This window comes from Streptomyces ferrugineus (genome assembly GCF_015160855.1).
Lineage (GTDB): Bacteria > Actinomycetota > Actinomycetes > Streptomycetales > Streptomycetaceae > Streptomyces > Streptomyces ferrugineus.
This window is the reverse complement of the sequence record NZ_CP063373.1, coordinates 6,862,496-6,881,941: the sequence shown is the minus strand read 5'-3', so window position 1 is coordinate 6,881,941 and position 19,446 is coordinate 6,862,496. Positions and strand designations below refer to the sequence as shown.

The window sequence follows — 19,446 nt, the reverse complement described above, 5'->3', positions numbered from 1 at the left end:
CAGGAGACCTCATCATGGAAACCCGAACCGACAGCATCCCGGCCCCCGCCCCGGCCACGACGGTCTCGCAGGCGCCGCACGCGGACCTGGTGATCGCCCTCGGCCGCACCGGTGCCACCGTCGAGACAGCCGGGGGCAAGGCCGCCCGGCTGGGCGAGATGATCGAAGCCGGCCTTCCGGTCCCGCCCGCCTTCTGTCTGAGCACCGGTCTGTTCGACCTCTTCCTGCGCGAGACCGGTCTGGCGGCCGAGATCCGCGCCGCCGAGGCGCGCGGCGCGGACAGCCGGACCATCCGTGAACTGATCGTCGACCGGGAGATGCCCGAGTCCATCGCCCGGACCGTCCTCGCCGCCTACGAGGACCTGGGCCGCCCGCGGGTCGCCGTCCGGTCGTCCGCCTGCCGGGAGGACTCCGCCGCCCAGTCGTTCGCCGGACAGCACGACACCGTCCTGGACGTCTCAGGCGACCAGTCACTGCTGGAGGCGGTCAAGACCTGCTGGGCCTCGCTCTGGTCGGACCGCGCCGCGGCCTACCGGGACAGCGGCTCCGCGGGCTCGATCGCCGTGGTCGTGCAGGAGATGGTCCATGCCGACGTCAGCGGTGTGCTGTTCACCGTCGATCCGGTCGGCGGACAGCCCAACCGGCTTGTCGTGGAGGCCTGTTGCGGCCTGGGGGAGGGCCTGGTGTCCGGGCGGGTCTCCAGCGACTTCTTCGCCGTCGACGACCGCACGCTGGAGGTGGTCGAGGAGCGCGTCCGCTACAAGGTGACCAAGTGCGCCTCCGTGACCCCGGGCACCATCGGCATGACCAAGGTCGATGCCGCCGACCGCAACACCCCGTGCCTGACACGCGAACAGCTCACGGCGCTCGCCCGGCTCGCCCTCGACGTCCGCGCCCACTACGACGCCGAGCAGGACATCGAGTGGGCCCTGCGGGACGGCACGCTGTATCTGCTGCAGACCAGGCCGATCACCACCCTGCCCCGGGAGAACGCGGCCGAGGCGAAGCGCAGCCCCTACGTCGCACCGCAGCCGGACGCGGTGCGGCAGGGCACGCTCTGGTCCAGGATGGACATCGGCGAGATCTTCGTTGGCCTGATGTCACCGCTGGGCCTGAGCTTCGCCCGCTACTACCAGGAGCACGTGCACCGCGACTGCGCCGCCGCCCTCGGCGTCCGCGACACCGGCGACGTCGACCTGCACATGGGCTATCTCCAGGGCCACGTCTATCTGAACATCTCCTACACCGCCTATCTGCTGGGCCAGTGCCTGCCCACGCGCGACCAGCGCCACTTCACCAGCCGTTTCGTCAGCGAGGAGGCCGACCTCTCCAGCTACGAGAACCCCTTCGGCACCTTCCCCGGCGGCATCGACGACCTCCTGTCCACCCTCCACTGGGCGCAGTCGACGGCCACCGAGATGCTGACCATGAAGCACCGCGCCGAAGAGATGGTCGCCACCCGGCTGTACGAGTTCGACCGTGCCCGGCGACTGGACCTCACCCGGATGAGCCGCCGCGAGCTCAACGCCGAGCTCATCCGCTACCTCGACTTCTTCCACGACGCACACGTGGGCTACATGCCCTACTACATCAACGCGTTCGGCTTCTACGGAGTCCTGACGGAGCTCTGCCGGAAGTGGCTCGGGGCCGACGGCGACAACCTGCAGAACCGTCTCAAGACCGACATGTCCAGCCTGCGGACCGTGGCATCCGCGCAGGAGATCTGGAAGGTCGCCCAGGCCGCCAGGGCCCGGCCGCGGGTCATGAAGATCATCGACGAGGCGCCGCTGGAGCAGATCGCGCGGCGGCTGCGCGACGACGACGAGGGCCGCGCCTTCTGGAACGCCGAGATGGAACCGTTCCTGCGGGCCAACGGCACACGCGGCCGGCAGGAGATGGAGCTCACCCATCCGCGCTGGATCGACGACCCCTCGTACATCTTCCAGATGATCCGCCGCTACGCCGCCGACGGATTCTCCGTCGACGACATCATGGGGCGCAGCCGGGCCCGGGTGGAGGGCGACGCCCGGTCGGCGCTGGAGAAGCTGCCGCTGCCCCAGCGCAAGACGCTGGAGACGGTCATCGCCATGTACTCCCTGTGCAGCGAGCTGCGCGAGACCACGCGCATGTCGATGATCACGTCGATCTGGCTGGTCAGGAACGTGGTGTACGAGGTCGGGCGCAGGCTGCACGCGGAAGGCGTCCTGCACTCCCTGGACGAGGTCGCGTACCTCGACTTCGACGACGTCCGGACCTACCTCGCCGGTACCCGCACGGGCCGCGAGGCGTTCTCCCGCGCGGAACTGGACGAGCGTCGGCGCGCGCACGACTACCACAACCGACTGCCCGAGCCGCCCCTGACGTTCATCGGCGAGCACGACCCGACCCGGTCGGTGCGACCCGCGGCCGGCGGGACGCGCCTGGAAGGACTGGGCTCCAGTCCGGGACGGATCGTCGGACGGGCCCGCATCGTGGAGGACCTGGTCTGGCAGGCGGACGAGTTCCAGCCGGGAGAGATCCTGGTCACCCGCTACACCGACGCCTCCTGGACACCGCTCTTCGCCATCGCCGGCGGCGTGGTCACCGACGTCGGATCGATGCTCTCCCACAGTTCGATCGTGTCGCGGGAGTTCAACGTGCCGTCGGTGGTCAACACCAAGTACGCCACACAGCGCATCAACACGGGCGACATGGTCATGGTCGACGGCGACACCGGTGTCGCCGAGGTCGTCGAAGGCTGAGCCGGTGCCGCCCATCCGCCAGTACACCGCGCCCGGTTCACCACGGTGCGGGTGACGAGAGGAACACAGCCGGATGATCCCCAACCAGTGGTACCCGATCCTGCAGACCGGTGACATCAAGCGCGACAAGCCCACCGGGGTGCGCCGCATGGGCGAGGAACTCGTCCTGTGGCGCGACCTCGACGGCAACCTCGTGTGCCAGACGGCGCGCTGTCCCCACAAAGGCGCCAACATCGCCGACGGCCGGCTCAAGGGCAACACCGTCGAATGCCCCTACCACGGCTTCCGTTTCAACGCCGAGGGCACCTGCAAGGTGGTGCCCGCCCTGGGCACCGACGCGCGCATTCCCGCCTCCCTGAAGCTGCGGACCTACCCGGTGCGTGAGGAGCACGGCCTGGTCTGGCTGTGGTGGGGAGACCAGCGGGAGGACCTTCCGGCGATCGAACTGCCGACCGAACTCGTGAGCAATCCCCGGCCCTACGAGACGATTTCGTGGACCCGGCCCATCCACTACACGCGCTACATCGAGAGCCTGCTCGAGTTCTACCACGTGACCTTCGTGCACCGGGATCACTGGACGAACAACATCGACTACACCTTCATGTACGGCACCGCGCGCAACCTCTGGATGGACGGCCGGGACCGCTACCTCGCCGCCAACAAGATCGTCAATCACAAGGTCGAGGTCGACGGGACCATCATCCGCTCCACCTTCGACCAGTGCGAGGAGGCCAATCCGGAGAACAGCTCCCACTTCAACCTCATCTACCAGGCACCGGGACTGACGCACGTCAAGACCGGGCTCCTGGAGATCACCACCTGGCTCACCCCCATCGACGACGAGAACACCCTGGCGATCATGCGGCTGTACGAGTACCCGATGCTGCGGACCATGGTGCCGGTCAAGCAGCTGCGGCCCTGGGTGCTGCGGGCGTCGCTGCTCATGGAGAGGCTCGTCCAGGACCCGCAGGACGTGGGCATCATGCTCCGTCAGGAGCCCAAGGTGAGCGAGCGCGGTGTGAACAAGCTCATCGCGGTCGACGAGATGAACGCCAAGTTCCTGCAGATGCGCGACCGGCTCAAGGCGGAGGCCGCGGCCCATTCGAACGCCCCGGTGAGCGAACCGGACGACGGCCAGGGGGCGGCCGGCGGCAACGGTTCCAAGGGGACGAACGGCACCCGCGGAAGGCGCACCGCCGAATCCCGGAGCCGGACCGGCAACCTGGCCAAGGCCCGGTCATAGGGGCGGATCCGCCTGCCCGCCCCTCGGTTCCCACCCCCCACCCCAACAGAAAGCGAGCGTGAGAGATGTACGGCGGGTACGACACGTCGATCGGCCCGAAGACGCTGGTGACCACGTGCAACACCGCGGCCGTGGTGATAGCCGCCTGGTTCCTCTTCGGCGGCACGGACACCGTGGCCGACTGGTTCGGCATCCACCTCGACCACGCCGAGCTGCTCCGCCGTGGACTCCTTCTCGCCCTGTCGGCGATCTACCTGCTGCGGTTCATCGCCACGACCTTCGTCATGCTCAAGCGCAGCATGGAGTGGTCCGAGGCGGCGACCGTGGGCGTCTGGGTCGTCATCATCCACGGCACGATGGCCTACCTGGGCGGCACCAACGCCGCCTCCGTGGGAGCGTTCGCCTGGCTCGGCGTCGTGCTCTACCTCGTCGGGTCGTACCTCAACACCGGCTCGGAGTACCAGCGCAAGCTGTGGAAGCAGGTGCCGGAGCACAAGGGAAAGCTCTACACAGAGGGCTTGTTCAAGTACTCCATGCACATCAACTACTTCGGTGATGTCGTGCTCTTCACCGGGTTCGCGCTGGTGACGGGCAGTCCGTGGGCCTTCGTCATCCCGGCGATCATGGCGTGCATGTTCGCCTTCCTGAACATCCCCATGCTCGACAAGTACCTGGCCGAGCGATATGGCGACGCCTTCCAGGAGTACTCCAAGAAGACGGCCAAGCTGGTGCCGTTCGTCTACTGAGAGCGTTCGCGGCGCGGTTCTCCGGAGCCGGGGACCGCGCCGCGAACGCCGCGTTCGAGGCACGGCGAAACACGCCACCGGCTGTCTGCACACGCACATCGCAAGCGGGAGGAGAGGCCTATGGACGAGGCAGGCCAAAGAGAAGGTCAGCCTCCGCAGGACCGGGTGAGCCCCCGGGACCTGCTCATGGAGACGGTGGCCCAGGGCATGCTCGCCCTGGCCCGGGGACGCGACCTCCTCGACCGCTGTCTCACCGACGAGCAGGGCGTGGACGACTTCGGCTACGACCCCGAACTCACCGACGACGTCCTGCTGGCGCCTCTCCGGCAGCTGTACGGCAAGTACTTCCGCGTCGATGTGGAGGGCCTGGACAACATACCGGCCGAGGGCGGCGCCCTCATCGTGGCCAACCACTCCGGAACCCTGCCGCTGGACGCGCTCATGCTGCAGATCGCCGTGCGCGACCATCACCCCGCGCACCGGGCACTGCGGCTGCTCGCCGCCGACCTGGTCTTCGAACTGCCGGTACTGCGCACACTGGCCCGCAAGGCCGGCCACACGATCGCCTGTATGGACAGCGCACTACGGCTGTTGGAACGCGGCGAACTGGTCGGCGTCATGCCCGAGGGCTACAAGGGGCTCGGCAAGCCGTTCGCCGAGAGGTACCGGCTGCGCCGCTTCGGCCGGGGCGGCTTCGCGGCCGTCGCGCTGCGCACCGGGAGCCCTCTCGTGCCCTGCTCCATCGTGGGCGCCGAGGAGATCTACCCGATGATCGCGGACGCCCGCCCCCTGGCCCGGCGCCTCGGCCTCCCCTACTTCCCGATCACGCCCACGTTCCCCCTGCTCGGCCCGTTGGGCGCGCTACCCCTGCCGACCAAGTGGACGATCCGGTTCGGCGAGCCGGTCCGGACCGACCACTATTCCCCTCAGGCCCTGGAGGACCCGATGTTCGTCCACAAGGTCTCGGACGAGGTCCGCGACACCATCCAGGAAACGCTGACCGCGATGGTGCGCGAACGGGGTTCGCTCTGGTCAGGGTGAGGAAGGCAGGGGCGTGCCCTCGAGCCGCACGAACGGGGTGGCCTCTCCGATGCGCCGGTAGGCGGCCTCGCTGCCGTCCACGGGGAAGCCCATGAGCGAGGACAGGCGGCGGGCGGCTCGTGGGTGTCGACGGGCGTATTCGGCCATGACGTCGGCGCCTTCCTCGGGTGACAGGAAGTGAGCCCTGACGGAGAAGCGTCGCCTGCCGAACTGGATGGCGGCCTGCGGCCGATGACGCAGGTTCTGGTACCAGTCGGATTTCGGACCGAAGCCTGAGGCGACGGTCCAGGTGTGCGTGTCCCGGTCGTAGGAGACCACCTCGAGCACCACCTGGCGTTCGCGGCCGGACTTGCGACCAGTGTGGTGCAGGAGGAGGAAGCGTTTGCCGAGCAGTGGTCCCAGTCCGGCGCGATACAGGCGGATGGGAAGTCGGAACGCCAGACGCCGCCATCCGGTGGGGGGTTGGGGGCGCTGGGACGTGCTCCGGTGTTGCGTCATTGTCGCCTTCCTGGCCTCGCGGAGGTGCGGCCCTTGTGCCAACTGGCAGCGAAACAACGGAAGTTCTGTGTCCATGGAAAGCTTTGCATAGTCTAAAGGTCTCGGGCAAGGCCGTTCGCGGAGTCGCGCGCGGCGCGGCGGTTGCGGTTGCGGGTCCTGATATGGAAGATCACCAGCCCCACGGCGCTGAACGAGGCCGCCCACACCAGTCCCAGGGCGAGGTGGCCCCACAGTGCGGTGTGGCCGAAGGAGCCGCCGGCGGCGAACTGCATGGGGCCGAAGGACGGGAACCACTGCAGGACGGGCTTGTTGGCGAGCGGGTTGCCCAGCGGGTTCTGCAGGAAGGTGTCCATCAGCCCGCCCATGATGATGAGGAAGAAGCCCTCCAGGTCGCGCTTGACCAGTACGCCGAGGAGCAGGCCGAGGGCTCCGTAGGTGAGGGCGATGACGGTGTACCCGGTGAGCACGGCGAACCAGCCGCCCACCGTCGGGCGCCAGAAGAACAGGATCGCGAGCGCGGTGTAGAGGGCGATCGCGCCGGCGATCACGGCGATGGCCAGGGTCTTGGCGCCGAGGAGGGTGGACTGCCGGTATCCGGCGAAGACGAGCCGCCGGTCGAAGGCGAGCGCCTTGCGCACGGCGTCGAAGACGACGAACCCGGCGATCATCGTGACGGAGTTGAGGCCCGCCGAGATCAGGGTGAGATGGCCGCCGTCGACATGCAGGACCCGGCCGGTCGCGTACAGCTTGAAGTCCAGTACCTCGCCCGAGGCGAGGGCGTCCATGAGCAGGTACCAGGCGGGCACGAACAGCACGAGCAGCAGTCCGGCGAGCCGGTTGCGGGTCTGGTCGCGCACCGAGAAGCGCAGTGCGGTGGGGAACTGCCCGTACAGGGCCCGCGGTTCGGTCGTGTCAGGCGCCGACATGGTGGTCCTCCTCGACCGTCGTGCGGGGCGTGACCCGGCCGTCGGCGAGATCGGCGAGCAGGTCGAAGCGGTCCTGTTCGAACACGAGGTGGGTGATGATCACGACGGCCTTGCCGCGGGTGCGCAGATCATCCACCAGGGTCCAGAAGCGCAGGTAGGTCTCCCAGTCGAAGCCCTGGTAGGGCTCGTCGAGGAGCAGGACGTCCGGGTCGTGCAGAAGGGCGAGCGTGAGGTTGAGCTTCTGCCGGGTGCCGCCGGAGAGTTCGCCGGCGGCGGTCTGCGCGTAGCGCTCGTAGCCGAGGAGGCGCACGAGTTCATGGCCGCGGTGCAGGTCGGGCAGGCGGTGGGCGGCGGCGAAGTAGCGCAGATGCTGCTCGACGGTCAGGGCGGCGTTGAGCACGGGCTCCTGCGGACAGTAGCCGAGCGTCCCGGACAGGGACACCTCGCCGCGATCCACGGGAAGTGTGCCCGCCAGAATCCTGAGCAGGGTGGACTTTCCGGCGCCGTTCTCCCCGACGACGGCGACGAGTTGCCCGGTGGTGACGGTGAGGTCGGCGCCGCGCAGGACGTGGTGCCTGCCGTAGGACTTGTGGACGTCGTGGGCCTGGAGCACCGGTGAGGGTACGACTGTGGATCCGGCCGGCATGGAGGGTTCCTAGCCTTTCTCGATTGTGTCTCCTTGCGGTGATGCGTTCAGTCCGCCCGCGTAGATGCTGAGCATCTCCGGCGCCCAGCGGGCCACCCCGTCGGCCGACAGCGGGTCGGCGCCCAGGACTTCCGCGAGCCGGTCGCGCAGGAGGAAGACGGCCAGGTCGTTGGCGAGCAGGAAGGCCGCGCGGACCGCCGTGTCCCGGCCGGGTGCGGCCAGGCCGGCCGCCGCCAGGCCGCCCAGTGCGGCCTTGCTGAGGTCGAACAGGCGCTGGAAGAGCCGCCTGCCGACGTCGGTGTCGGACAGCAGCAGCCGGCGCAGGTAGCCGGGCAGCGGAGAACCGGCCGGGAGATGGCGGGCGAACGCCTCGCTGAGGGAACTCGCCCCGGTGCGGGGATCGAGGAGCTGAGCCCCGCTCTCGCCGGTCAGTTCGCCCAGCATCGCCTCGAACACGGCCAGGACGTACTCGTCGACCTCCTGGCGCAGACCGTCCTTCGAACCGAAGTGGTGCACCACGAGTCCCGCCGACACGCCTGCGGCCTCGGCGATCTGACGCATGGTCACCGACTCGGGTCCACGGTCGGCGAACAGCCGCAGAGCCTCGTCGCGGATCACCGCGCGAGTGGTCCGGTCATCCAGGATTGAACGCATGTACAGCATACTAAACAATCGTTCAATGCCGCGTCCAGGGCAGGCACCAGAGCCAAGGTGACGGCGCCGGTGCGGTCGGCGACGCCGAGGAAGAAGGGGCGCGGGGTGATCGGTAGCCTGCTGGGGAGCGGCGGGAGGAGAGCCCCGGTCCGGACATCCCGGGTTCCCCGGATCCCCCGCAGGACCGGTCCGAGCGCCCATCAGTCTGGCCGATGTGCGCGAACAGTGAGGTGAGAGGCCTTATGTTCACCACCCGCCCCACCCTTCAGGGCACCTTCGGCATGGTGTCCTCCACCCACTGGCTGGCCTCGCAGTCCGCGATGGCCGTGCTGGAGCGCGGCGGCAATGCCTACGACGCCGCGGTGGCGGGCGCGTTCGTGCTGCATGTCGTCGAGCCGCACCTCAACGGTCCGGCCGGCGAGGTGCCGATCCTCATCGCCCCGGCCGGCGGCGAGGTGCGGGTGCTGTGCGGGCAGGGCGTGGCGCCGGCGGGGGCGACCGTCGCGCACTACCGGGGCCTCGGCCTGGAGCTGGTGCCCGGGACGGGCCCGCTCGCCGCCGCCGTGCCCGGCGCCTTCGACGCCTGGATGCTGCTCCTGCGGGACCACGGGACCCGGACGCTCGCCGAGGTGCTGGAGTACGCCATCGGGTACGCCGAACACGGCCACGCCCCCGTGGAGCGGGTCGGCGAGACCGTCGAGACCGTGCGGGAGCTGTTCGAGACGGAGTGGACCTCGTCGGCCGAGGTCTATCTGCCGGACGGGAAGCCGCCCCGGCCCGGGGAGCCGTTCCGCAACCCCGCCCTCGCCGCCACCTGGAAGCGACTGCTCGCCGAGGTCGCCGGAGCCGGGGACCGGGTCGCGCAGATCGAGACCGCGCGGGAGGTGTGGCGCTCCGGATTCATCGCCGAGGCCCTCGTGCGGCAGGCCCGGCGCCCCACCATGGACACCAGCGGCGAGCGGCACTCCGGCACCCTCACGGCCGCCGACCTCGCCGGCTGGTCCGCGACCTACGAGGCTCCTGCCACGTACGACTGGAACGGCTGGACCCTGTGCAAGGCCGGCCCCTGGAGCCAGGGCCCCGTCCTCCTCCAGCAGCTCGCGCTGCTCCCGCCCGAGCTGCCGCGGTACGGCTCCGCCGAGTACGTCCATCTGCTGATCGAGGGCTGCAAGCTGGCCATGGCCGACCGGGAGGCCTGGTACGGCGACGCGGCCGAGGTGCCGCTGGCCGAGCTGCTGTCGGACGAGTACAACGCCGCCCGGCGTCAGCTGGTCGGCGACAAGGCCTCCCACGAGCTGCGGCCCGGCAGCCCGGGCGGCCGCACCCCACGGCTGTGCGCGCACGCGGGCCTGGTGGCCTCCGGCGAACCCGGCTTCGACGTGCTGGGCGTCGGCGAGCCGACCGTCGCCAAGCGACCGACCTCACCGGTGCCGGGCGAGCCCGACGTGTCCGCCGACGGCGGCACCCGGGGCGACACCTGCCACCTCGACATCGTCGACCGCTGGGGCAACATGGTCGCGGCCACGCCCAGCGGCGGCTGGCTCCAGTCCAACCCCGTGGTGCCGGAGCTGGGCTTCCCGCTCGGCACCCGGCTGCAGATGAGCTGGCTGGAGGAGGGCCTGCCGAACTCCCTGACACCGGGCCGCCGCCCCCGCACCACCCTCACGCCCTCCATCGCGCTGCGCGACGGCGTGCCCGTCATGGCCTTCGGCACGCCAGGCGGGGACCAGCAGGACCAGTGGCAGACGCACTTCTTCCTCGCGGTCGCCCTGCGTGGCCCGGTCCGCGGCGGCCTCGACCTCCAGGGCGCGATCGACGCCCCGAACTGGCACAACGACAGCTTCCCCGGTTCCTTCTTTCCGCGCGGCATGCGGCCGGGCAGCGTGACGGTGGAGTCCCGCACGGACGCCGGGGTGGTGGAGGAGCTGCGGCGGCGCGGTCACGACGTCACCGTCGGTGACGCCTGGTCGGAGGGGCGGCTGTGCGCGGTCGCGCGGGACCCGGAGACCGGAATCCTGTCGGCCGCGGCGAACCCGCGGGGGATGCAGGGATACGCGGTCGGACGCTGAACGCGTCTCCGACCTGCTGATACGTGCCCCGCGTATTCACGTCGACGCCATCCGGCGGCCACCGAGCGGGCGGGGATTGTCAGTGGGCCGTGTTCTTATTGACACGTGATCGAAAACAACGAAACCATCGAAGAGTTTCTCGCACAGCACTCGGTCGACGTGGAGGAAGCGGTCCGCAAGGCGGCCGCGGCCGAGATCATGCCCCGCTTCCGGCAGCTCGCCGAGCACGAGGTCGACCAGAAGGCGGGACCGCACGATCTGGTGACGGACGCCGACCGGCTCGCCGAGCAGTACCTCACCGAGGCACTGGGCGCCCTGCTGCCCGGCTCGGTCGTGGTCGGCGAGGAGGCGGTGCACGCGGATCCGGCGTCGTACGACGCGCTGCAGGGCGACGCCCCGGTGTGGATCGTCGACCCCGTCGACGGCACCCGCCAGTTCGTGCACGGCGACGACGGCTTCTGCACGCTGGTCGCGCTCGCGCGGCGCGGCGTCCTGCTCGCCTCCTGGACCTACGCCCCCGCCCGCGACCAACTGGCCACGGCGGTCCGGGGCCGGGGCGCCTTCCTCGACGGCGAGCGCCTGCGCTCGGGCGCACCCGAGCCCGGCCGCGACCTCGAGGTCGCCACGTCGCATCCGGACTACACGACCGACGAGCAGAAGCGCGGGCTGCTCGGCCTGTGGACCGACGGCATCGCGCCGCGCTCGTGCGGCTCGGCGGGGCTGGAGTATCTGGCCGTCGCGCGGGGGGAGCTGGACGCGACCGCGTTCAGCTGGGAGGCCGCGTGGGATCATGCGGCGGGCATCCTGCTGGTCGAGGAGGCGGGGGGTGCGCACCTGACTCGTGCGGGGGAGCCGTTCCGGATCACCGGGGGTAACGCTCTGCCGTTCACGGCGGCGCGGGACGTAGCGACGGTCAGGCAGGTGGCGGGACTCTTGCAGCAAGGGGTCGGCTGACGCCCTAAAGGGGCGCGGGGCTGTGTTGCATGTGCGGCTACCGCCGCGCGGGCGCGACGAGCCCCCACGCTCCCGCAGCCGCGACACAACGGACCGGATCGAGCCCTTGGGCGAACGACCGGCTGTCAGTGCCCCGGCATATCCTGATCCTTCAGTGGCCATCGGCTGACGAAGGAGTCCGAACGTGCCGTCGATGCTCGATGCGGTCGTGGTGGGAGCGGGGCCGAACGGACTGACGGCCGCCGTGGAGCTGGCCCGCCGCGGCTTCTCCGTGGCCGTGTTCGAGGCACAGAGCACCATCGGCGGGGGCGCCCGCACGGAGGAGCTGACCCTCCCCGGCTTCCGGCACGACCCGTGCTCCGCCGCCCACCCCCTCGGCATCAACTCACCCGCATTCCGGGCCATGCCCCTGGACCGCTACGGCCTGGAGTGGCTGCACGCCGAGCTGCCGATGGCGCACCCGTTCACCGACGGCACCGCCGCCGTGCTGGCCCGCTCCATCGCCGAGACCGCCGCCTCCTTCGGCCCGCGCGACGCGGGTCCGTACCGCAAGCTGGTCGAGCCGTTCCTGGCCAGGTGGGACACCCTCGCCCGGGACTTCATGTCCCTGCCCCTGACCGCGCTTCCCCGGGACCCGGTCACCCTCGCCCGGTTCGGCCTGGTCGGGCTGCCCCCGGCCACCTGGCTGATGCGGCGGTTCCGGGACGAGCGGGCCAGGACCCTGTTCTCCGGCCTCGTCGCGCACGTCATGGCCCCGCTCGGCGGCTTCGCCACCGGCGCCATCGGCCTGGTCTTCGCCCTCGCCGCACACGCCCGCGGCTGGCCCGTGGCCCGCGGCGGCTCCCAGTCCGTCTCGGACGCCCTCACCGCGTATCTGAAGGACCTCGGCGGCACGGTCCACACCGACTACGAGGTCAAGCGCCTCGACGACCTGCCGCCCGCGCGCGCGTACGTCTTCGACACCTCACCCACCGCCCTGGCCCGTATCGCCGGCCTCGGCAACTACTACGAGGGCTATCGCTACGGCCCCGGCGTCTTCAAGATCGACTACGCGCTGGACGGCCCGGTGCCGTGGACCGCGCCCGAGGCCCGGCGGGCCGGCACCGTGCAGATCGGCGGGGACAGCGCCGAGATCGGCGCCGCACTGCGTGCCGCGTCCCGGGAGGGCCGGGCACCCGACAAGCCGTTCATGATCACGGTGCAGCCCAGTGTCGCCGACCCGGGGCGGGCCCCCGAGGGCAAGCACGTCTTCTGGGCCTACGGCCATGTGCCCAACGGCTGGACCGGGGACCTCACGGACGCCATCGAGCGCCAACTGGAGCGCTTCGCCCCGGGGTTCCGCGACCGCGTCCTCGCCCGCGCGACGGCCGGGCCGGCCGAACTCGCCGTGCGCAACGCCAACTACGTCGGCGGGGACATCGCCTCCGGGGCCGTATCCGGGCTCCAACTCCTGCTGCGCCCCAAGCTCTCGCTGTTCCCGTACACCACCCCGCACCCGGCCGTCTACATCTGCTCGTCGGCGACCCCGCCCGGACCGGGCGTGCACGGCATGTCGGGGCACAACGCGGCCAAGGCGGTGTGGCGGCGACTGCGACAGGAGCAGTGAGGCTGCCCAAACGACCCACGTTTACCGTCAGTTCGGCTCGCTCGGTAAGAAGAAGACCGTGTCTACTTTGTCACTCGTCTTACCGGGGGGTAGGTACCTGAATGGTCAACGGCCGCGAGTAAGGTGCGGCCATGAAAGATCGGAAAGCGGTTGCCCGCTTCGGATCCCGGTCTGCCGTGCGCCTCTCCGACCTCGCCCTGCTCGTCAGAGCACCGGCCGCGCTGAGTGTCCCCGGTGACGTGATCGCGGGAGCGGCCACCGCCGGACGTCCGCTGAACGCCCGTACCCTCGGAGTGATCGGTTCCTCCGTCTGCCTCTACTGGGCCGGTATGGCCCTCAACGACTACGCCGACGCCACGGTCGACGCCGTCGAGAGACCGGACCGGCCGGTGCCGTCGGGGCGAGTCCCGCGCCGCACCGCGCTTGCCGTGGCCGGGGGGCTGACCGCGGCGGGGCTCGGTCTTGCCGCTGTGTCGGGTGGGCGCCGCAGTGTGTCGGTGGCGGTTCCCCTGGCCGGGCTGGTCTGGGCGTATGACCTGAAGCTCAAGTCCACGCCGGCGGGTGGTTTCGCCATGGCGGGGGCGCGGGTTCTGGACGTCGTGGCCGGAGCGGTGGTGGCCGGGACCGGCGCCGGATCGGTCGGTGCCGCGCTTCGTCGGGCCGCTGTGCCCGCGGGGCTGGTCGGTGTGCATACCGGTACGTTGATGGCGCTCAGCAGGCATGAGATCTCCGGGGCGGCGGTGCGGGTGCCTGCGGCGACTTTGGCCGTGTCGGTGGCTACGGCAGTCGCCACGGCTGTTCCGGTGGGGCGAGACGACGTAGGAAGTGCCGCGAAGGGTCGTTGGTCGTCTGCTGCGCCGTCCGGGCTGGTCGCGCAGTTCCCCGCGCCCCTTAAGGGCGTTGCGGGCGCCGTTCGTTCCAGGAAACCGTTGGCCGCCGCCGGTGCTCTCGCCTACCTCGGAACCTACGGCACCGCCCAAGTCCGTGCCGTCCGCAAGCCCTCGGGGGAGAACCTCCGGCGGGCCGTCGGGGCCGGGATTCTCGGGCTGATGCCTCTTCAGGCGGCGCTCACCGCGCGCGGCGGGGCACCGACCGTCGCCGCGGCGCTCGGCGTCGTGCACCCCCTCGCGCGACGGCTGGCCCGGCGCATATCCCCCACCTAGGGCGTGTGTCGAATGTCCCGCCTGCGCCCCGGCGTCCGGTGCGCCCGCGTTGCGCGCGGACGACGGGACATTCGACACACGCCCTGACCACCCACCTCCGTGTGAGGAACCGGCATCATGAGACCTCCCCCCACCCCGTTGAAACTCGGCTACGGCACCAACGGGTTCGCCCACCACCGGCTGAGCGACGTCCTCGCCGTCCTCGCCGACCTCGGCTACGACGGCGTCGCCCTCACGCTCGACCACAACCATCTCGACCCGTACGCCGACGACCTGCCCCGTCGTGTCACCGCCCTGGCCCGGCAGCTCGCCCGGCACGGGCTGGACGTCACGGTGGAGACCGGCGCGCCCTACTTCCTCGACCCTTGGGGCAAGCATCTGCCCACGCTGATGTCGGACGGCTTCGAGCGCAGGGTGGACCTGCTGCGCCGCGCCCTGCGCATCGCGGCCGACCTCGGCTCGCCGACCGTCCATCTGTGCAGCGGTCCGGCGCCGGACGGGCTGCCGGAGCAGGACGCGTGGAAGCGGCTCGCGGCAGGTGTCGAGGCCGTGTTGGAGACCGCCGGGGAGCACGGGGTCGCGCTGGCCTTCGAGCCCGAGCCGTACATGTTCGTCGACACCGTGGAGCGGTGCCTGCGGCTCGCCCGACTGGTCGACGGGCACGAGCTGTTCGGGGTCACCCTGGACGTCGGCCACGCGCACTGCGTGGAAGAACGGTCCGTCCTCGACTGTGTGCGGCAGGCGGCTGGGCTGCTGCGCAACGTGCAGATCGAGGACATGCGGCGCGGCGTCCACCAGCACCTCGAATTCGGCGCCGGCGAGATCGACTTCCCGCCCGTGCTGGCCGCCCTGCGCGACCTCGGGCACCGCGGCCTGGTCTCCGTGGAGATCCAGGGCGGCTCACTCGACGCCCCCGAGGTCGCCCGCCGCTCCATCGAATTCCTGCGCGCGGCCGAACGGACCGCCGCCGCGTAGGACACCGTCCAGCTCAGCTCCTCCCCCCTCTCCGCCTCTTCGGAAGTTGTTCCCCCCCATGGCTGTCACGAGCGCCTCCCCCTCCGCCCCACCGGACCCCCGACCCGCCCTGAACGCCGCACTGGACCCCACGGCCCGCGCCTGGCTGGACGAGAGCGCCGCCGAGGTCGCCGCCGAACCGTCCACCGTACGACGGCTCTTCCCCGCCGCCCGAAGGCGCTGCGGACACGACCGGCTCACCGAGCACTGGAGCGTCGACGAGGCCGCCCGCGCCGTCCTGCTCACCGCCCTGCCCCTGCGCGGCCGGGCCCTCGCCGACGAGGTCGCCCGCCTCCACCGGCACGGCGACCCGGCCGAACAGCGCGCCGTCCTGCGCACCCTGCCGCTGCTCGACCTCGGCGACCTCGCCCTGCCCCTGGTCCGGGAGACCCTGCGCGGCAACGACACCACCCTGATCGAGGCCGCCCTCGGCCCCTACGCCGCCGCACACCTGCCGGACGCCGAGTACCGGCAGGCCGTACTGAAGTGCGTCTTCTGCGAGATCCCGCTCGACCGCGTGGCCGGCCTCGACACCCGCGCCGACCGTGAACTGGCCCGGATGCTCGCCGACTTCGCCCACGAGCGGATCGTCGCCGGACGGGACGTACCCCGGGACATCCGCCCCCTCGTCCGCGCCTTCCCGGACGCCATCGCCGCCGAAATCGAGCCCGCACTCACGGACGTACTCAAGGAAGAGGGCTGACCGTGCGCATCTTCGACCCCCACATCCACATGACCTCCCGGACGACCGACGACTACGAGGCGATGTACGCGGCCGGGGTGCGCGCCGTCGTCGAGCCCGCCTTCTGGCTGGGCCAGCCCCGCACCTCGCCGGAGAGCTTCTACGACTACTTCGACGGGCTGCTGGGCTGGGAGCCGTACCGCGCCGCCCAGTTCGGCATCCAGCACTTCTGCACCATCGCCCTCAACCCCAAGGAGGCGAACGACCCGCGGTGCCTCCCGGTCCTCGACGAACTGGACCGCTACCTCGCCAAGGACCGGGTCGTCGCCGTCGGTGAGATCGGCTACGACTCGATGACCCCTCAGGAGGACGAGGCGCTCGCCCGCCAGCTCCAGCTCGCCGTCCAGCACGAACTGCCCGCCCTGGTGCACACCCCGCACCGCGACAAGGCGGCCGGCACCCGCCGCACCCTGGAGGTGGTGCGGGAATCGGGCATCGCCCCCGAACTCGTCGTCCTCGACCACCTCAACGAGCTCACCGTCGGCTTGGTCCTCGACAGCGGCTGCTGGGCCGGGTTCTCGATCTACCCGAAGACCAAGATGAGCGAGGACCGGATGGTCGAGATCCTCAAGGAGCACGGGACCGAGCGGGTGCTGGTCAACTCGGCCGCCGACTGGGGGCGTTCGGATCCGCTCAAGACCCGTAGGACCGCTGACGCCATGCTCGCCGCCGGGTTCGACGAGGACGACGTCGACAAGGTGCTGTGGCGCAACCCCGTCGCCTTCTACGGCCAGAGCGGACGGCTGGAGCTGGAGGAACCCAAGCCGGACGAGGAGGCCACCTTCCAGGGCAACTCCATACGTCGCGGGGGAGCGTGAGCATCCCATGCGCTTTCAGCACCCGGACGGCAGCACCGTCCACCTCGGCTACTGCAGCAACGTCCACCAGGCGGAGGACCTGGCGGGCGTGATCGCCCAGCTCGCCGAGTACGCGGAGCCCGTGCGCGAGCGGCTCGGTGCCGACCGGCTCGGCATCGGGCTGTGGCTGGCCCGCCCCGTCGTCACCGAACTCGCCGAGGACGCCGCGGCGTTGGCGCGACTGAAGAGCGAGTTGCGGGCGCGTGCTCTGGAGACCGTCACCCTCAACGCCTTCCCGTACGCCGGATTCCACCGCGAGGTCGTCAAGAAGGACGTCTACGAGCCCGACTGGGCCGACGAGGCCCGGCTGAAGTACACCCTGGACTGCGCCCGCGTCCTCGCCGCCCTCCTCCCGGACGACGTCGCCCACGGCAGCGTGTCCACCCTGCCGCTCGCCTGGCGCACCCCGTGGCACCGCGCCTGCTCCGAGGAGGCCCGCCACGCCCTGGACCGGCTCACCAACGGGCTCGCCGCGCTGGAGTCGTGGACGGGCCGCCGTATCCGCGTCGGCTTCGAACCGGAACCCGGGTGCGTCGTCGAGAACACCACTCAGGCGGTACGGGAGCTGGGCGGACTGGACCCCGACCGGCTCGGCATCTGCCTCGACGCCTGCCATCTGGCGGTCCAGTTCGAGAACCCGGCCGAGGCGCTGCGCCGGCTCGGCGAGGCCGGGCTGCCCGTGGTCAAGCTCCAGGCGTCCTGCGCCGTGGAGGCCGCCCGCCCGGCCGACCCCGCCGCCCGCGCGGCCCTGCGACGGCTCGCCGAACCCCGGTTCCTGCACCAGACCCGCACCGTGACCGACGGTGACGTAGTCGGTGTCGACGACCTCCCGCAGGCCCTGGACGGCGACCTGCCCGACGACACCGGGCCCTGGCGCGTCCACTTCCACGCCCCGCTGCACACCGAGCCCGAGCCCCCGCTGCGGACCACCGCCGACCAGCTCGACCAGGTCCTCGCCGGGCTGCTGGGCGGCCCGGCGGCCCACTGCGACCACATCGAGGTCGAGACCTACACCTGGTCCGTCCTCCCCGAACCCCCCACCGACCTGCCCGGCGGCATCGCCGCCGAACTCGCCTGGGCCCGCGACCGGCTGACCGGCCTCGGCCTCAAGGAGGACCCCTCATGACCCGCGTGGTCGTACTCGACATCGTCGGCCTGACCCCGAAGCTCCTGAAGCACATGCCGGCCGTCGCCGCCCTCGGCGACCGCGGCTTCAAAGCCCGGCTCGACACCGTGCTCCCCGCCGTCACCTGCACCGTCCAGTCCACCCTCCTCACCGGCGAACCCCCCTCCACACACGGCGCGGTGGCCAACGGCTGGTACTTCCGCGACCTCGGCGAAGTCTTCCTCTGGCGTCAGCACAACGCCCTCGTCGGCGGCGAGAAGATCTGGTCGACGGCCCGCAAGGCGAACCCCGACTACAAGGTCGCCAACATCTGCTGGTGGTACGCGATGGGCGCCGACGTCGACTGGACCGTCACCCCGCGCCCCGTCTACTACTCCGACGGCCGCAAGGAACCCGACTGCTACACCTGGCCGCCGTCCCTGCACGACGAACTCACCGACCGCCTGGGCCCCTTCCCCCTCTTCACCTACTGGGGCCCGAACGCCGGCATGCCCTCCACCCAGTGGATCCTGGGCGCGGCCCGCCAGGTCTTCGACGAGAAGCAGCCCGACCTCACGCTCGTCTACATCCCGCAGATGGACTACGAGCCCCAGCGCACCGGGCCCGACTCACCCGAGACCATCCGCGCCGCCCGCCAACTCGACGACGCCCTGCGCCCGTTGATCGACCACTTCCTGCGCGAGGGCGCGACGGTCGTGGCGCTCAGCGAGTACGGCATCGCCCCCGCCTCCCGCCCCGTCGACATCAACCGCGCCCTGCGCCGGGCGGGCCTGCTGGAGGTGTACACGCAGGACGGCATGGAGTACCTCGACCCGTGGACCTCGCGCGCCTTCGCGGTCGCCGACCACCAGATCGCCCACGTCTACGTCCGCGACCCGGCCGACACCGAGGCGGTCGCGAAGACCGTCGCCGAACTCGACGGCGTGGAGCGTGTGCTGGACGCCGACGGCAAGGCGGCCCACGGCCTGGACCACGAGCGCTCCGGCGAACTCGTCGCACTCGCCGACCCCGACGCCTGGTTCACGTACTACTACTGGCTGGACGACGACCGCGCCCCCGACTTCGCCCGCCAGGTCGAGATCCACCGCAAGCCCGGCTACGACCCCGCCGAGCTGCTCTACGACGACACGGTCCCCGCGGTGAAACTGCGCGCCGTCGGCCAGGTCGCCCGCAAGAAACTCGGCTTCCGCTACCGCCTCAAGACGGTCCCCCTCGACCCGTCCGGCATCCGCGGCAGCCACGGCCGGCTGCCCGCCGACCCCGACCACGGCCCCGTACTCCTGTGCTCGGAGCCGGACCGGGCGAGGCAGGCATACGCCGCCACCGAGGTCAAGTCCCTGCTCCTGGGCCTCGCGGGCCTGCACACCGAAGGAACGCGGAAATAGGGACCGTGGACATAACGCAGAAACAAGGACCGTGG

The 19,446-nt window shown here is 70.9% G+C and carries 17 protein-coding genes; 13 read left to right on the top strand and 4 right to left on the bottom strand.

The features are described 5' to 3' along the window. Positions 1-14 precede the first annotated feature (14 nt). From redH to IM697_RS30900, 4 genes are all read left to right on the top strand, one after another. Positions 15-2,741 carry an undecylprodigiosin ligase RedH gene (gene redH / locus IM697_RS30915; RefSeq protein WP_194039382.1) on the top strand — a complete coding sequence of 909 codons (2,727 nt, stop codon included), beginning with the start codon at positions 15-17 and terminating at the stop codon, positions 2,739-2,741. A gap of 73 nt (positions 2,742-2,814) precedes the next feature. Beyond that, positions 2,815-3,984: an aromatic ring-hydroxylating oxygenase subunit alpha gene (locus tag IM697_RS30910; RefSeq protein WP_194039381.1), complete on the top strand. Its 1,170-nt coding sequence runs from the start codon at positions 2,815-2,817 to the stop codon at positions 3,982-3,984. Positions 3,985-4,049: 65 nt separating this feature from the next. Beyond that, positions 4,050-4,730, top strand: a complete 681-nt coding sequence (locus tag IM697_RS30905) for a DUF1295 domain-containing protein (protein ID WP_194039380.1) — start codon at positions 4,050-4,052, stop codon at positions 4,728-4,730. A gap of 120 nt (positions 4,731-4,850) precedes the next feature. After that, a complete protein-coding gene (locus IM697_RS30900) occupies positions 4,851-5,771 on the top strand; it encodes a lysophospholipid acyltransferase family protein (protein WP_407699557.1) in 921 nt (306 codons plus the stop codon). Here the strand turns inward: IM697_RS30900 and IM697_RS30895 are convergent. The 4 genes from IM697_RS30895 to IM697_RS30880 form a co-directional block, all read right to left on the bottom strand. Beyond that, complete coding sequence (locus IM697_RS30895; RefSeq protein ID WP_194039379.1) at positions 5,763-6,269, bottom strand: nitroreductase family deazaflavin-dependent oxidoreductase; 507 nt, start codon at positions 6,267-6,269, stop codon at positions 5,763-5,765. The two genes, IM697_RS30900 and IM697_RS30895, sit on opposite strands and share 9 nt — an antisense overlap. A 92-nt stretch (positions 6,270-6,361) precedes the next feature. Further along, positions 6,362-7,195, bottom strand: a complete 834-nt coding sequence (locus tag IM697_RS30890) for a hypothetical protein (RefSeq protein WP_194039378.1) — start codon at positions 7,193-7,195, stop codon at positions 6,362-6,364. Beyond that, positions 7,182-7,841, bottom strand: a complete 660-nt coding sequence (locus IM697_RS30885) for an ABC transporter ATP-binding protein (protein ID WP_194039377.1) — start codon at positions 7,839-7,841, stop codon at positions 7,182-7,184. The genes IM697_RS30890 and IM697_RS30885 overlap by 14 nt, the downstream gene beginning before the upstream one ends. A gap of 9 nt (positions 7,842-7,850) precedes the next feature. Beyond that, the gene (locus IM697_RS30880; protein ID WP_194039376.1) at positions 7,851-8,495 is read right to left on the bottom strand and encodes a TetR/AcrR family transcriptional regulator; all 645 of its coding nucleotides are present in this window, start codon (positions 8,493-8,495) and stop codon (positions 7,851-7,853) included. A 242-nt stretch (positions 8,496-8,737) separates the two neighbouring features. Here IM697_RS30880 and IM697_RS30875 point away from each other — a divergent pair, with 242 nt between their 5' ends. The 9 genes from IM697_RS30875 to IM697_RS30835 all read left to right on the top strand — a co-directional run bounded on the left by IM697_RS30875 (position 8,738) and on the right by IM697_RS30835 (position 19,411). Next, entirely contained in the window at positions 8,738-10,564 is a 1,827-nt protein-coding gene (locus tag IM697_RS30875) for a gamma-glutamyltransferase family protein (protein ID WP_194039375.1), read from the top strand. Between the two features lie 105 nt (positions 10,565-10,669). After that, positions 10,670-11,518, top strand: a complete 849-nt coding sequence (locus tag IM697_RS30870; protein ID WP_194039374.1) for an inositol monophosphatase family protein — start codon at positions 10,670-10,672, stop codon at positions 11,516-11,518. Between the two features lie 193 nt (positions 11,519-11,711). Next, a complete protein-coding gene (locus IM697_RS30865) occupies positions 11,712-13,124 on the top strand; it encodes a phytoene desaturase family protein (RefSeq protein ID WP_194049955.1) in 1,413 nt (470 codons plus the stop codon). Between the two features lie 131 nt (positions 13,125-13,255). Next, positions 13,256-14,287 (top strand): SCO3242 family prenyltransferase, encoded by a 1,032-nt coding sequence (locus IM697_RS30860; RefSeq protein ID WP_194039373.1) that lies wholly within the window; start codon positions 13,256-13,258, stop codon positions 14,285-14,287. A gap of 117 nt (positions 14,288-14,404) precedes the next feature. Continuing rightward, positions 14,405-15,262 (top strand): sugar phosphate isomerase/epimerase family protein, encoded by an 858-nt coding sequence (locus IM697_RS30855; protein WP_194039372.1) that lies wholly within the window; start codon positions 14,405-14,407, stop codon positions 15,260-15,262. 58 nt (positions 15,263-15,320) lie between these two features. Further along, positions 15,321-16,004: an EboA domain-containing protein gene (locus tag IM697_RS30850; protein WP_194039371.1), complete on the top strand. Its 684-nt coding sequence runs from the start codon at positions 15,321-15,323 to the stop codon at positions 16,002-16,004. Positions 16,005-16,006: 2 nt separating this feature from the next. Beyond that, a complete protein-coding gene (locus tag IM697_RS30845; RefSeq protein ID WP_194039370.1) occupies positions 16,007-16,861 on the top strand; it encodes a TatD family hydrolase in 855 nt (284 codons plus the stop codon). A gap of 7 nt (positions 16,862-16,868) precedes the next feature. Continuing rightward, entirely contained in the window at positions 16,869-18,026 is a 1,158-nt protein-coding gene (eboE, locus tag IM697_RS30840) for a metabolite traffic protein EboE (RefSeq protein WP_194039369.1), read from the top strand. After that, positions 18,023-19,411 carry an alkaline phosphatase family protein gene (locus tag IM697_RS30835; RefSeq protein WP_194039368.1) on the top strand — a complete coding sequence of 463 codons (1,389 nt, stop codon included), beginning with the start codon at positions 18,023-18,025 and terminating at the stop codon, positions 19,409-19,411. The genes eboE and IM697_RS30835 overlap by 4 nt, the downstream gene beginning before the upstream one ends. Positions 19,412-19,446: the final 35 nt, after the last annotated feature.

Bases quoted from the DNA above. Each gene is read 5' to 3' on its own strand.
- IM697_RS30875 (WP_194039375.1), top strand. From the start codon at position 8,738: ATGTTCACCACCCGCCCCACCCTTCAGGGCACCTTCGGCATGGTGTCC.
- IM697_RS30855 (WP_194039372.1), top strand. From the start codon at position 14,405: ATGAGACCTCCCCCCACCCCGTTGAAACTCGGCTACGGCACCAACGGG.
- IM697_RS30890 (WP_194039378.1), bottom strand. From the start codon at position 7,195: ATGTCGGCGCCTGACACGACCGAACCGCGGGCCCTGTACGGGCAGTTC.
- IM697_RS30905 (WP_194039380.1), top strand. From the start codon at position 4,050: ATGTACGGCGGGTACGACACGTCGATCGGCCCGAAGACGCTGGTGACC.
- IM697_RS30910 (WP_194039381.1), top strand. From the start codon at position 2,815: ATGATCCCCAACCAGTGGTACCCGATCCTGCAGACCGGTGACATCAAG.
- eboE (WP_194039369.1), top strand. From the start codon at position 16,869: ATGCGCTTTCAGCACCCGGACGGCAGCACCGTCCACCTCGGCTACTGC.
- IM697_RS30900 (WP_407699557.1), top strand. From the start codon at position 4,851: ATGGACGAGGCAGGCCAAAGAGAAGGTCAGCCTCCGCAGGACCGGGTG.
- IM697_RS30850 (WP_194039371.1), top strand. From the start codon at position 15,321: ATGGCTGTCACGAGCGCCTCCCCCTCCGCCCCACCGGACCCCCGACCC.
- IM697_RS30885 (WP_194039377.1), bottom strand. From the start codon at position 7,841: ATGCCGGCCGGATCCACAGTCGTACCCTCACCGGTGCTCCAGGCCCAC.
- IM697_RS30895 (WP_194039379.1), bottom strand. From the start codon at position 6,269: ATGACGCAACACCGGAGCACGTCCCAGCGCCCCCAACCCCCCACCGGA.
- IM697_RS30835 (WP_194039368.1), top strand. From the start codon at position 18,023: ATGACCCGCGTGGTCGTACTCGACATCGTCGGCCTGACCCCGAAGCTC.
- IM697_RS30880 (WP_194039376.1), bottom strand. From the start codon at position 8,495: ATGCGTTCAATCCTGGATGACCGGACCACTCGCGCGGTGATCCGCGAC.
- IM697_RS30860 (WP_194039373.1), top strand. From the start codon at position 13,256: ATGAAAGATCGGAAAGCGGTTGCCCGCTTCGGATCCCGGTCTGCCGTG.
- IM697_RS30865 (WP_194049955.1), top strand. From the start codon at position 11,712: ATGCTCGATGCGGTCGTGGTGGGAGCGGGGCCGAACGGACTGACGGCC.
- redH (WP_194039382.1), top strand. From the start codon at position 15: ATGGAAACCCGAACCGACAGCATCCCGGCCCCCGCCCCGGCCACGACG.